The organism is Fulvimarina pelagi HTCC2506 (assembly GCF_000153705.1).
GTDB classification, from domain to species: Bacteria; Pseudomonadota; Alphaproteobacteria; order Rhizobiales; family Rhizobiaceae; genus Fulvimarina; species Fulvimarina pelagi.
Genome location: NZ_DS022272.1, coordinates 512,694 through 525,562, shown reverse-complemented (window position 1 = coordinate 525,562; position 12,869 = coordinate 512,694). Strand labels below are relative to the sequence as shown.

The following is a 12,869-nucleotide window of genomic DNA, read 5'->3' as shown; positions in this document are numbered from 1 at the left end:
CCCTCTTCACGACCCATCAAGCTTTTTCTCCCAGCGTCGAACGCCGTACGTTCGCACGGCCGGACGATGCGATGGGCGGGAAAGCAGGGGGCCAGAACACCGTGACCGCACAGCGACGCTTCGATCGAACGCGAGCGACCCTTCTCGTCGCCGCCTTTACGCCCGGGATGCTGAGCGCCTGTACCGGTGGTGACATGATGTCCGGTCTGGACGGGAGCCTGATTCCGCCGGCCTCGATCGGCTCGGGCGGCGGAACATATGGCTCGCCATCGATGAACGCGGTCGGGTCTGGGAACGAAGTGCCGGGCGCCTATGGTGGCATTTCCGCGCCGACGCCGCCCTATCCCGTCTCGAAGCTGCCGGACGGCTATCAGCCCCAAAATACAAGCTACCAAACGCAGGCTCAGCAGGATTCAGGTTACCAACAGAACGGCACCTTCAACCAAGATGGCGGTTACCTGCAGGCGGCCCCGTCCTCCAGCGGCATCCAGTCAGCGCCTCTGCTCGCGCCACCTTCGCAGTCCCCGCCGCAGGCGCAGCCCTCCGAAAGCTACTCGCAGCCGGACCCGTCCTTTTCCAACGACAGCGAAATAGCCCCGCCGCAACAGGCGAGCACGCCCGTCCCGCAGGCGAACGCACCGACCGAGCCGCCGACGCAGACCGCCGCTCTCGGCCAGCCATCCTCTGAAGTCCAGTTTCTGCCACTGGTCGGCGCTCCGAACGAACAGGCAAACCTACTTGCACAGGCCCTCGCCGACGAGGCGGCGAGATCGAGCGTCACTATTCGCCCGGCCGCCGACGGTCAGGCAGCGGTTCGCTTGAAGGGCTATTTCAGCGCCTTCGACGAGGGCGAGCAGTCGGTTTTGGTCTATGTCTGGGACGTTCTCGACCAGAACGACGAGCGCATTCACCGGATCCAAGGCCAGGAACGCTTCTCGAAGGCAGCCGATAGTCCATGGGCTGGCGTCGATCGCGCAGTGCTCGATCGAGTCGCCCGAGCAACGCTTCAGGAAGCACAAGGCCTTCCCCCGGCCTGAGGCTCTAGCGACCATGCATTTTGCCCAATCGCCCAATCGGCGGCGACCGGTCGCCGGGTTGAAGTTTCCCGACATGCTGGTAAAGCGCGCTGGCGAAAGCGGCGCATCCGCGGGAGCCTCCCGGCAGGCTTCCGGTGACAGGGGGTGTGACGGAACAGCCGGAACACGGACAGGCGTAATGAAAATTTTCAGCGGAAACTCCAATCGCTCGCTTACGCAAGCGATGGCGAAGTATCTGGAGCTTCCGGTTGGTGAGGCTCTGGTGCGTCGCTTCGCCGATCAGGAAATTTTCGTCGAGATACAGGAAAACGTTCGGGGCGAGGACGTCTTCGTCGTTCAGTCGACATCCTATCCGGCAAACGACCATCTGATGGAGCTGCTGATCATCATAGACGCCATGCGTCGCGCCTCCGCCAGACGCATCACCGCTGTGCTCCCTTATTTCGGCTATGCTCGACAGGACCGGAAGGCCGGCGGCCGTACGCCGATCTCTGCAAAACTCGTCGCGAACCTCATCACCCATGCCGGCGCCGACCGCGTCATGACCCTCGATCTCCACGCCGGACAGATCCAGGGGTTCTTCGACATCCCCACCGACAACCTCTTCGCGATCCCGCTCTTTGCCCGAGACATCAAGGAGCATCAGGATCTATCGAACCTCACCGTCGTCTCACCGGACGTCGGGGGCGTGGTGCGCGCCCGAGCCCTTGCCAAACGGCTGGACGCCCAGCTGGCGATCGTCGACAAACGGCGCGAGCGGCCCGGCGAATCGGAGGTGATGAACATTATCGGCGACGTCGAAGGCCGGAACTGCATCCTGATCGACGATATCATCGATTCAGCGGCACGCTCTGCAATGCGGCCGCAGCCCTCGTCGATGCCGGTGCGAGAGCGCTTCGGCTATATCACCCACGGCGTCCTCTCGGCGGCGCGGCTGCACGCATCGCTGCATCAAGCCTCCTCGAACTCGTCATCACTGATTCGATCGAGCCGACCAAGACGATCCGCGAGACCGACAATATCCGCATCGTCACAACCGCCAATCTCCTTGGCGAAGCGATCGCTCGCACAGCTTCGGAAGAATCGGTCTCCAGCCTGTTCGACTGAACGATTTCGCCCTTCGATCGAGGCTCGGCTGGAGTGCTGAAGTTGGCCTTCGGCCAATCCGAGCCTACCCTTTTCGTCATGCGGCGAGGCGGAAGGCGCGATGACCGAAAGCAGAGCAGTCGAGTTCACGGGCTCCAACGGGACCAGGATTTCCGGCCGGCTCGAAGTGCCCGATGGCGATCCGGTCGCCTACGCCCTCTTCTGCTCCTGCTTCACCTGCGGCAAGGATTTCCTCGCGAGCGTCAAGGTGAGCCGCGCGCTTGCCGGGGCCAGCATCGCGACGCTTCGCTTCGACTTTGCCGGCATCGGCCAGAGCGAGGGCGATTTCGAGCACACCAACTTCTCGACCGATCTCGCAGACACGATCGCGGCCGCCGAATTTCTCCGCGAGCACTACGCCGCGCCGAAACTGATCGTCGGCCACAGCCTCGGCGGCGCGGTGGCGATCGCCGCGGCGAACGAAATCGACGAATGCGCCGCCGTTGCGACCATCGCCGCGCCCTACGACGCTTGGCATGTCACCCGCAATTTCGACGAGGCCCTCGACGCGATCCGAAAGGACGGCCGGGCCGAGGTGGAACTCGGCGGGCGCACCTTCACCATCGCCGAGAAGTTCGTCGATGATCTGAAGGACCAGCCGCAACCGAAACGCATTGACGCGCTGGACGCCGCCCTCCTCGTCATGCATTCGCCGACGGACGACGTCGTCGGCATCGAGAACGCCCGAATGATCCACGATCGCGCCGAACACTCCAAGAGCTTCGTCTCGCTCGAAGGCGCAACGCATTATCTGACCGAGGGCGTCGACGCGGAATATGCGGCAAGCATCATCGCCGCTTGGGCGAGCCGGTATTTCTAGACCAGATACGATCTCGAACGGCTCGGCGATCTTCGGCAATGCCGTCCCCCACGCGCACACGAGGCGGACGGTGACGAAAGCGAAACGCGGGCGTAAGCTCGGCCTCGACATCATTGGTGCTTGGACTTGCTCATGCAGACGCTCACCTTTCAGGCCCGTAAGCTCGGTCTACGCCACATCGCCATCGGGCTTGCCGGCTTCATCCTGCTTCTCTTGGCGATCGGCTTCGCGACCCGAACGCCGCCGAGCCAGACGCCCTATCTGACGATCGCCGGCGCGGGCTTCATGTTCAACTACCGGATCGGCGAGGTCAGCTATGGCTTCGCGGCCGTGGTGAACAAGCCGGTCCGCAAGTATTCAAGGATAATCGCGACTTTCGAAGACCCCATGGGCGGGCCGCCACTCGAGATCATCGAGAAGCTGACGCCGCGCTCGACCCGCTACAGCGTCCGGTCGCCGCCTGTGCGGGGTGTCGAAAAGGGCGTGCCTTACAGGGTCTCCGTTAGGCTGATCCAGAACCTCGACGATGCAGTGCTGTTCGAAGAGAGCTTCACTGTCACGTCTCAAATGTCCGACGCGGTCGTACCGCCAGCGCCGTTGACCATAGGTCCTGGCTATATGCGGAACCCGCATTTGTCGGATGATTGGAAGCGACGGGACATCTAGTTGGCCGTCAGCGGCCTGCTTGCCCGGATGGCAAGCCTGCGTTATAGGCTCCCCGTCCGCGCAGACACCCTTGGAGGCAGCGCGGAGTTGGGCGGTTTGCCGGCGGCAAACCGCTTTTCGTCGTTTCCGGCGCGAGCGTCGGTCACGGCCACCTCAACAGTCAAAGGACGAAACCATGCATCAGACCTTCGAGGTCAAGGCGGAGAAGCGCGAAAAGGTCGGCAAGGGGGCCGCCAGAGCTTTGCGCCGCAACGCCATGATTCCAGCCGTCATCTACGGCGACAACAAAGATCCCCTGCCGATCGCGCTCCCCTACAAGGAAACCTTCCTTGCGCTTCACGCCGGCGGCTTCATGACCAATCTCGCGACGATTACGGTCGGCAAGGAGAAGATCAAGGTTCTCCCGCGCGACTACCAGCTCGATCCCGTGCGTGATTTCCTGGAGCATGTCGACTTCCTGCGCGTCGGCGAAAAGACCCGCGTCACGGTCGAAATCCCGGTCCACTTCGAGAACGAGGAAGAGTCGCCGGGCCTCGAACGCGGCGGTGTCCTCAATGTCGTGCGCCATGCGGTCGAGGTCGAGTGTTCCGCGAACTCAATTCCGGAATACTTCACCATCGACCTGACCGGCACGGAGATCGGCGACACGCTGGCCTCTTCGTCGATCACGCTGCCCGACGACGTGAAGTTCACAATCACCGACCGCGACTTTGCGATCGCGACGATCGCGACCCCGGCAGCGCTCCGCTCCGAGGAAGAAGAAGGTGAGATCTCCGAAGAGGAGGCTCCGGAGGACGGCGAGGTCGAAGAGACCGAAGTCACCGAGCAGCACGCTCAGACCGTCGAAGGCGAAACCAAGGCCAACGAAGAGTAAGCCGGGATCCGACGCTTTTTTCGATGGATTTACTGAACGGCCGGGTCTCGATCCGGCCGTTTTCGCATGACGGTCCCGACCAAAGGAACGCCCCATGATCCTGATCGCAGGCCTCGGCAATCCGGGTCCCAAATATGCCGGCAACCGGCACAATATCGGCTTCATGGCCGTCGACGAGATCGCGCGCGATCCAGCTTTCTCGCCCTGGTCGAAAAAGTTCTCCGGCGAGATTTCTGAAGGCCAGGTCGGCGGCGAGAAGGTGCTGCTCCTTAAACCCCTCACCTTCATGAACGACTCCGGCCGCTCGGTTGGAGAGGCCGCGCGGTTCTTCAAGATCGAGCCGAAGGATGTGATCGTCGTCCACGACGAACTCGACCTCGATCCGGGCCGCGTGAAGGTGAAGACCGGCGGCGGCAATGGCGGCCATAACGGCCTGCGCTCCACCGATGCCCATCTCGGCACGAAGGACTATCGCCGCATGCGCCTCGGCATCGGCCATCCGGGCCGCAAGGAGGCGGTGACGCCTCATGTCCTGGGCGACTTCTCCAAAGCCGATAGGGAATGGCTGCAGCCCCTCCTCACCACCATCGCCCGAAATCTCGAGCCGCTCGTGAGGGGGGAAGACGCGAGCTTCATGAACAAGGTCTCGGTGGCCGGCGGCTCGAGTGCCTCCGCCTCATCCAAGCCGAATGATCCAGCCAAGCCGGCGAAGGGCAAGAGTCACATCCATCAGGCTCGCGGAACTGGTCCCCAGGTCAAGCTGCCGGATAAAGGCCCGATGGCCGAGATGCTGAAGCGGATGTTCGGCAAGGGAGAGTGAATAGATTGGTCGTCAGTGCTTCGACGCATCCAATCCCCATAAGGCCAGCATTTTCCACCCGATCGGGCTCTTCCGCCTTCCGTGCCATCCTTGCCCTCGCCCTATAGTTCCTCCTATTCGAAAGAAAGTGGCGGGCGCCGCGCATCGTATTCGGGAGGAAGCATAATCATGAGCGACACGACGATCATGGACGGCAAGGGGCGATCGAAGTCGATCCTCGAGGAAGTCACCGAGAAGACCAAAGCGCTGAAGGCCGAGACGGGCATGCAGCCGGGCCTCGCGGTGGTCATCGTCGGCTCTGATCCGGCCAGCCAGGTCTATGTCGGCTCGAAGGCAAAACGCGCGGAAGAATGCGGTTTCAAGTCCGTCAAGCACGAACTGCCCGCGGAAACGAGCGAAGCCGATCTCCTGAAGATCGTCGACGACCTCAATAAGGACGATACGATCCACGGGATTCTCGTCCAGCTGCCCCTCCCGAAACAAATCGACGACGGCAAGGTGATACAGGCGATCGACCCGGACAAGGATGTCGACGGTTTCCATCTCGTCAACGTCGGGCGCATCGCAACGGGTGCGGCGGACGAGGCCTTCGTGCCCTGCACTCCAGCCGGATGTATGGTCATGATCCGCGACATGCTCGGCGAGGATCTCTCGGGGCTGAACGCTGTCATCGTTGGCCGTTCCAACATCGTCGGCAAGCCGATGGCGCAGCTGCTGCTCGCCGCCAATGCCACTGTTACCATCGCCCATTCGCGCACGAAGAATTTGGCAGCTGTCTGCGCCAATGCGGATATTCTCGTTGCAGCCGTCGGCCGGCCGGAGATGGTGACCGGCGACTATGTCAAAGAAGGCGCAGTTGTCGTCGACGTGGGGATCAACCGAGTTGATGCTCCCGAGAAGGGTATGAAGGAAGACGGATCGCCAAAGACGCGCCTTGTCGGCGACGTCGCTTATGACGAAGCGGCCAAAAAGGCGAAGGCCATCACGCCGGTGCCAGGGGGTGTCGGCCCCATGACGATCGGCATGCTGATGGCGAACACGCTCCGGTCAGCCTATCGCGCCGCCGGAAAGGAAGCGCCGAAGTTCTGAACGGGCTCAGGCAGGATTAATCGATAACTGCGGCAAAGCGGGCATCCCCAGGGATGTCCGCTTTCGCTTCGCATGTGCAGTTTGAAGCGATCACAAGATGCCGATGAGGATCAGCATCAGCACGGTGACCAGGAGCACACCCACGACCATCAGCGGGCCGATCGTGAAGCGGCGCGCATACGGCCAAATTGGCAGAACGGCGATCAGTACGATCAGGAGGAGTAAGAAAATGATGCCGCCGGTCGTCATGCGTCTGTGGCTCCGATCTGCTTTATAGAGGCCTCAGTCGTACCCGCATGTAGCCGCAGGCGGTTCGGCCATGGATTCGGAACGCTTCCTAGCCTTCCAAGGCGAGAACCGCAATCGTTCTGCGCTCGCTTCCGCTGACCGCCGGAAAGTGAAACGAGAATGTTTCAGATCGGGTCGCCTTGTAGCAGGCGCGGCGAAGGCCCCTTGGTCAACCCGGCGGCCTGGGCGATGAAAAACTCCTTAAGCGGCGGCGCGCGATCGACAAGCGAAAGGCCGAAGGAGCGCACCGAACGCAAGAGACTGCTGTCGTTCGAGAACATGCGGTTCAGAATGTCGGTCGTAATGCCCATCTGCACCGTGTCGAAACGGCGCCAGCGCTGATACTCCTCTAAAACGTCGATTGCCCCGATATCGAGCCCTCCACGTTCGGCCTCGACGATGGTCTGGGCGAGCGCCGCAGCGTCCTTAAAGCCGAGATTGAGGCCTTGCCCGGCGATCGGATGGATGCCGTGGGCGGCATCGCCGCAGAGCGCCACGCGTGGCTTCACGAAGCTGCGGGCGAGTGTCAAACTTATGGGGAAGGCCCTTCGACCGCTTTCGAGGGTCATCGCGCCCAGTTTGTGGCCAAAGCGCTGTTCGAGCTCGAGTTCGAATACCATTTCGTCGCCCTCGACGAGTTCCTTGGCCTTGCGAGCGCTTTCGGTCCAGACCAAAGACGAGCGGTTGCCTTTGAGCGGCAGGATAGCGAATGGGCCCGAGGGAAGGAAATGCTCTTCTGCTCTTCCATTATGCGGGCGCTCGTGGCCAACCGTCGCGACGATGCCGGCCTGATCGTATTCCTTCCGAATCGTCTGAATGCCGGCCATCGAGCGTATCTTCGAATTGACCCCGTCGCAGGCGACGAGCAGCCGCGTCGTCAACTTGCGACCATCGGTCAGGTCGATGTCGATCGCGGCCGATTTCGGATGGATCGCAGAGACGCCGATGCCTTGCTCCACCGAGACGCCGAGTGCTGCCGCCTTCGCACGCAGCGCACCGTTCAGCACCTGATTGCTCAGCATGTGTGCGAACGGTTCGCCCGGCTCTGCCTCGCCGCCGAAAGTCAGGAAAACAGGGCGAACGACGTCGCTCGTCTTGGAGTCGGTCACGATCATCTCGGTGATCGGCTGCGCGTCATCCCTGACTTCGTCCCAGATGTTCAGCCGTTCCAGCATGCGGATGGCAGCGGCAGCGATCGCGGAAGCGCGACCATCCTTTTTCCACACGCCTTCCGGAGCAATGTCGACGAGACGGACATCGAGGGATGGCGCAGCGGTTTTCACGGCGACTGCCAGCGTCAGCCCGACATAGCCTGCGCCCGCGATCAAGATATCGGCGCGTTCGCCGGCTGTGACGCCACTGGACGATTGATCCGTCGCCTCCGCCATTGTCGCTCTCTCCTTGCCTCTAGCCCGGTGCAATATGGACGAATTCTCCCTGAAGCATATGGTTTGCTGGGCACGGAACACCAGAGCTTCGAATGGTTCAATCGCCGCACGGCCGCCGGACAAAGGGGATTATCGCCAGCATGAATGCCGTATCCGAACTTCTGGAAATCCTTGATCTCGAAAAGATCGAGGAGAACCTTTTCCGAGGGGTAAGTGCCGACCAGACCTGGCAACGCGTTTTCGGCGGCCAAGTGGTAGCGCAGGCGTTGGTCGCAGCTCAACGCACGGTGCCTGCCGATCGGTTCTGCCATTCGCTACACAGCTACTTCCTGCGCGGCGGCGATCCGTCCGCTCCCATTGTCTACGATGTCGATCGTATCCGAGATGGTGGGTCGTTCACGACAAGGCGTGTCGTCGCGATCCAGCATGGCCGTGCCATCTTCCTGCTCTCGGCCTCCTTTCAGCTTCACGAAGAAGGGTTCGATCATCAGATCGAAATGCCCGATGTGCTCGGACCGGACGAGATACCCCACGGGGATGCGTTGAAAGAGCGGATTCTCGAACACGCTCCCCCGGCCGTGAAGCGCTATTGGCAACGTCCGCGACCGATCGAGTTTCGGCCGATCATGCTCGACCACTACCTTACCGAAAACAAGCTCGAGCCTATCCAACGGATATGGGTTCGGTGCAACGACGAGATAGGCGACGATCCGAGCCTCAACGCGGCCGTCCTCGCCTACCTTTCCGACATGACGCTGCTCGATACCTCGCTCTTCGCTCACGGTCTTTCGGTCTTCGACGAGCGCGTCCAGGCAGCGAGCCTCGACCACTCCATGTGGTTTCATCGGCCTGTCCGGGTGTCGGACTGGTTGCTCTACGCACAGGACAGCCCTTCGTCATCGGGTGGGCGGGGCCTGACGCGCGGAAGCCTCTACACCCGTGAAGGCAGGCTCGTCGCCTCGGTCGCACAGGAAGGCTTGATCCGACCGCGCAAAGGCTGAGCGCTGTTCAGACGCGGTGGGCAAACGCTCTGATTTTAGACAGCGAAGAAGCGCTGTATCTGCACTGCACGTTTTTTAGGCAGATGGTGCAATGCGATTTCGCTTATTTCTGAGGCACTTCGGCTTGCGCTATCGCCTGGAGAATTCCACTGCTCCCAAGTCTCTGATTCTATTAATATCTTAACATATTTCAAGAGTTTGGCACGGAGCTTGATTCCGGGTTGGGCAGTCGCCGCGTTTTTGCTGCGGCGCATTCTTGGCTCAACACCTGCGGCTTGAGCCGCCGCAACAGGTTCGAGGTGAACATGAAAATCGTAATGGCGATCATCAAGCCATTCAAACTCGACGAGGTGCGCGAAGCGCTCACCGGCGTCGGAATCCAGGGGCTGACTGTCACCGAAGTCAAAGGCTACGGGCGCCAGAAGGGACATACGGAAATCTATCGCGGCACCGAATACGCTGTGAGTTTCCTACCCAAGCTGAAGGTCGAGGTCGTCGTTGGCGATGAGTCCGTCGACAAGACCATCGAAGCGATCCAGAGCGCCGCAAAAACCGGCCAGATCGGCGACGGCAAGATCTTCGTCTACGGCATCGACCAGGCGGTTCGCATCCGCACGGGCGAGACCGATTCGAGCGCACTTTGAGGCCGATAGGGGACGAACGAATGAATCTGAAGAAAATTTTCTACTTCGCCGCGCTCGGTGCCGGCCTCACAGCCACGGCGGCATTCGCGCAGGACGCCGCGGCTCCGGCCGCCGAAGCTGCAGCAGACGCGGCTGCTCCGGCAGCCGATGCCGCCGCATCTGGGGAAGCCCCCGGCGATCAGACCGCCTATATTTTCAACACGCTTCTCTTCCTCATGGGCGGATTCCTCGTCATGTGGATGGCGGCAGGCTTCGCTATGCTCGAGGCCGGGCTGGTCCGTTCCAAGAACGTGTCGATGCAGTGCCTCAAGAATATAGGGCTGTATTCGACAGCCGGCATCATGTACTGGGCCTGCGGCTATAGCCTCATGTATACCGGCGTAGACGGCGGGTATATCGGCACGCTCGCGCCTTATTCATGGGACCCAGTCGGCGGGGACGCCTTGTCGACAGGCTATTCGACCGCCTCGGACTGGTTCTTCCAGATGGTCTTCGTAGCGACGGCCGCTTCCATCGTGTCGGGCACACTCGCGGAGCGCATCAAGCTCGGTTCCTTCATGGTCTTCGTCATCATCCTGACCGGGTTCATCTATCCGATCGCCGGTTCCTGGCAGTGGGGTGCTGGCTGGCTCTCGGAAATGGGATTCTCCGACTTCGCCGGCTCGACGCTGGTCCACTCGGTCGGTGGCTGGGCGGCGCTCGCGGGCGTTCTGCTTCTTGGTTCGCGCACGGGGCGCTTCGCTAAGGACGGTACGGCCGTTCCGATGCCGGGCTCCTCGATCCCGCTTGCAACTCTCGGCACGTTCATTCTCTGGCTCGGCTGGTTCGGCTTCAACGGAGCCTCCCAGCTTGCAATGGGCACGATTGGCGACGTCACCGATGTCAGCCGCATTTTCGCAAACACAAACCTGGCAGCAGCCGGCGGCGTCGTCGTGACCATGATCCTTCTGCAGGTCATCTACGGGCGTGTCGACGTGACGATGGTTCTCAACGGCGCCCTTGCCGGTCTCGTATCGATCACTGCAGAACCTCTTGCTCCAACGGCCTGGCAGGCGATCCTCATCGGCGGCGTCGGCGGCGTCATCGTGGTCTTCACGGTTCCGCTCCTCGACAAGCTGAAGATCGACGACGTGGTTGGCGCCATCCCGGTCCACCTTTTCGCCGGCATCTGGGGCACGATCGTCGTGCCCGCGACGAACGGCGATGCGAGCTACGTCACGCAGCTGATCGGCGTTGTCGCCTACGGTATCTTCACCTTCGTTGCGAGCCTCGTAGTCTTTGGCATCGTCAAGGCGATCATGGGCTTGCGGATCTCGGCAGAGGAAGAGGCCCTGGGGCTCGACCGGTCCGAAGTTGGTGTCGAGGCTTATCCGGAGTTTGCGACTGGCCAACGTTGATCGGCTGGCGGTCAAACACCGCCTTCTAGGCAGGATCTTAAGAGGGGCTCGCCGTGCGGCGGGCCCCTCTTCGTATTGGATCGAACGGATTGCGCTTCGCGGCAGACGTTGCCTGATGCATGGGCACATGCCCGCTTTTTCACCAATTCTTGGTCTGAACTTCGAAGAGACGCCATTCTGGCTAGGGCATGTCAAGTTTGGCACGCTGCTTGATTGCCGGTCTCTCGAATGATGCTGCGCAGTTCGTCTTGCGCCGGCATTCGAGAGTATGAGGGGCGTCCGACGTGACCAGACAAAGCATCTTGCGGCCCATGGCGGCTGCATCCGTGACTGTTGCGGCTTTTCTTCAGGCCTCGGTGGCCTTAGCGCAGGATGCGGGAGCCGGAGCGGAAGCAGCCGCGGCGACAGTCGACAAGGGCGACGTCGCCTGGATGATGACCGCCACCCTCCTTGTCCTCTTCATGACGATGCCGGGTCTTGCACTCTTCTACGGTGGGCTCGTACGCGCCAAGAACATGCTTTCGGTGCTGATGCAGTGCACGATGATATGCGGCATCATGATCATCGCCTGGGTGGTCTACGGTTATTCCTTCGCCTTCGGCGGCGGCACCGGCTATTTCTGGGGTGGCCTTGGAAAACTGTTTCTGGCTGGCGTCACGGTCGATTCGACGGCAGCGACGTTCACCGATGGGGTGGAGATACCGGAATACCTCTTCATCGCCTTCCAGATGACCTTCGCTGTCATCACGCCAGCGCTGATCGTCGGCGGTTTCGCCGAACGCATCAAGTTCTCTGCCGTTATCGCCTTCGTCCTCATCTGGACAACCTTCTCCTACTATCCGGTCGCCCATATGGTGTGGGACGGAGCGGGGCTGATCTTCAACGGCGCTCTTTCGGGCGGCATAGCGGCGGTCGATTTCGCCGGCGGTACCGTCGTCCATATCAATGCAGGCATCGCGGCCCTCGTTGGCGCCTTTGTCGTTGGCAAGCGCCTCGGTCTCGGCAAGGACAATATGGCCCCGCATTCGATGACGCTGACCATGGTGGGAGCGGCAATCCTCTGGGTCGGTTGGTTCGGCTTCAACGCCGGTTCGAACCTCGAGTCGACGGCGGCTGCCGTTCTCGCGATGATCAACACATTCACCGCCACCGCTGGTGCGCTCGTCGCGTGGGCCGCGATCGAGGCGGCGGCCCGCGGCAAGGCGTCGATGTTGGGCGGTGCATCCGGCATCGTTGCCGGGCTTGTCGCCGTAACTCCCGCCTGCGGCACGATCGGTCCGGTCGGCGCGATCGTTCTCGGCGCGATCGCCAGCGCAGGCTGCTACTTCTTCGTCGCCGTGGTGAAGAACAAGCTGCAATACGACGATAGCCTCGACGTCTTCGGCATCCACGGCATCGGCGGCATCATCGGCGCCGTCGGGACAGGAGTCTTTACCTCGAGCGCTCTCGGTGGCATCGGCTACGGTGAAGGCGTGACCATGGTCTCGCAGGTCTGGGCGCAAATCGTCGGCGTCCTCATCACCATCGTCTGGAGCGGCGTCGTCTCGGTGATCGCGTTCAAGATCGTCGATCTGACCATCGGTCTTCGTCCGTCTCAGGACGATGAGCGCCAGGGGCTCGACCTCGCCTATCATGGCGAAGTCGCTTATCATTCCTAATCGGATTGAGATCGTGGCGATCTGAGAGAAGCGTCCGTGAG

At 61.6% G+C, this 12,869-nt stretch carries 13 protein-coding genes; 11 read left to right on the top strand and 2 right to left on the bottom strand.

Annotation, left to right across the window (positions count from 1 at the left end; translation table 11 throughout):
- The first annotated feature begins 71 nt into the window (after positions 1–71).
- The 7 genes from FP2506_RS17855 (at position 72) to folD (ending at position 6,452) form a co-directional block, all read left to right on the top strand.
- Positions 72–1,037: a hypothetical protein gene (locus tag FP2506_RS17855; RefSeq protein ID WP_007065789.1), complete on the top strand. Its 966-nt coding sequence runs from the start codon at positions 72–74 to the stop codon at positions 1,035–1,037.
- A 178-nt stretch (positions 1,038–1,215) separates the two neighbouring features.
- Complete coding sequence (locus FP2506_RS02445; protein ID WP_244404110.1) at positions 1,216–2,184, top strand: ribose-phosphate pyrophosphokinase; 969 nt, start codon at positions 1,216–1,218, stop codon at positions 2,182–2,184.
- A gap of 60 nt (positions 2,185–2,244) precedes the next feature.
- On the top strand, positions 2,245–3,003 hold the full coding sequence (locus tag FP2506_RS02440; RefSeq protein WP_007065787.1) for an alpha/beta hydrolase family protein: 759 nt from the start codon (positions 2,245–2,247) through the stop codon (positions 3,001–3,003).
- A 132-nt stretch (positions 3,004–3,135) separates the two neighbouring features.
- Complete coding sequence (locus FP2506_RS02435; RefSeq protein WP_007065786.1) at positions 3,136–3,669, top strand: hypothetical protein; 534 nt, start codon at positions 3,136–3,138, stop codon at positions 3,667–3,669.
- A gap of 175 nt (positions 3,670–3,844) precedes the next feature.
- A complete protein-coding gene (locus FP2506_RS02430) occupies positions 3,845–4,543 on the top strand; it encodes a 50S ribosomal protein L25/general stress protein Ctc (RefSeq protein ID WP_007065785.1) in 699 nt (232 codons plus the stop codon).
- A gap of 94 nt (positions 4,544–4,637) precedes the next feature.
- Positions 4,638–5,363 (top strand): aminoacyl-tRNA hydrolase, encoded by a 726-nt coding sequence (gene pth, locus FP2506_RS02425; protein WP_007065784.1) that lies wholly within the window; start codon positions 4,638–4,640, stop codon positions 5,361–5,363.
- A 168-nt stretch (positions 5,364–5,531) separates the two neighbouring features.
- Positions 5,532–6,452, top strand: a complete 921-nt coding sequence (gene folD / locus FP2506_RS02420; protein ID WP_040488853.1) for a bifunctional methylenetetrahydrofolate dehydrogenase/methenyltetrahydrofolate cyclohydrolase FolD — start codon at positions 5,532–5,534, stop codon at positions 6,450–6,452.
- Positions 6,453–6,542: 90 nt separating this feature from the next.
- On the opposite strand, the gene FP2506_RS18265 is transcribed toward folD, so the two are convergent.
- Both FP2506_RS18265 and FP2506_RS02410 read right to left on the bottom strand, forming a co-directional pair.
- On the bottom strand, positions 6,543–6,701 hold the full coding sequence (locus FP2506_RS18265; RefSeq protein WP_007065781.1) for a DUF3309 family protein: 159 nt from the start codon (positions 6,699–6,701) through the stop codon (positions 6,543–6,545).
- Between the two features lie 164 nt (positions 6,702–6,865).
- The gene (locus FP2506_RS02410) at positions 6,866–8,128 is read right to left on the bottom strand and encodes a ubiquinone biosynthesis hydroxylase (RefSeq protein ID WP_007065780.1); all 1,263 of its coding nucleotides are present in this window, start codon (positions 8,126–8,128) and stop codon (positions 6,866–6,868) included.
- Between the two features lie 140 nt (positions 8,129–8,268).
- On the opposite strand from FP2506_RS02410, the gene tesB reads away from it, so the two are divergent.
- The 4 genes from tesB to FP2506_RS02390 all read left to right on the top strand — a co-directional run bounded on the left by tesB (position 8,269) and on the right by FP2506_RS02390 (position 12,828).
- The gene (tesB, locus tag FP2506_RS02405; protein ID WP_040489323.1) at positions 8,269–9,129 is read left to right on the top strand and encodes an acyl-CoA thioesterase II; all 861 of its coding nucleotides are present in this window, start codon (positions 8,269–8,271) and stop codon (positions 9,127–9,129) included.
- 305 nt (positions 9,130–9,434) lie between these two features.
- Positions 9,435–9,773, top strand: coding sequence for a P-II family nitrogen regulator (locus tag FP2506_RS02400; protein WP_007065778.1), 339 nt, complete (start codon positions 9,435–9,437; stop codon positions 9,771–9,773).
- 20 nt (positions 9,774–9,793) lie between these two features.
- Positions 9,794–11,170 carry an ammonium transporter family protein gene (locus FP2506_RS02395; RefSeq protein WP_007065777.1) on the top strand — a complete coding sequence of 459 codons (1,377 nt, stop codon included), beginning with the start codon at positions 9,794–9,796 and terminating at the stop codon, positions 11,168–11,170.
- Between the two features lie 311 nt (positions 11,171–11,481).
- On the top strand, positions 11,482–12,828 hold the full coding sequence (locus tag FP2506_RS02390) for an ammonium transporter (protein ID WP_007065776.1): 1,347 nt from the start codon (positions 11,482–11,484) through the stop codon (positions 12,826–12,828).
- Positions 12,829–12,869: the final 41 nt, after the last annotated feature.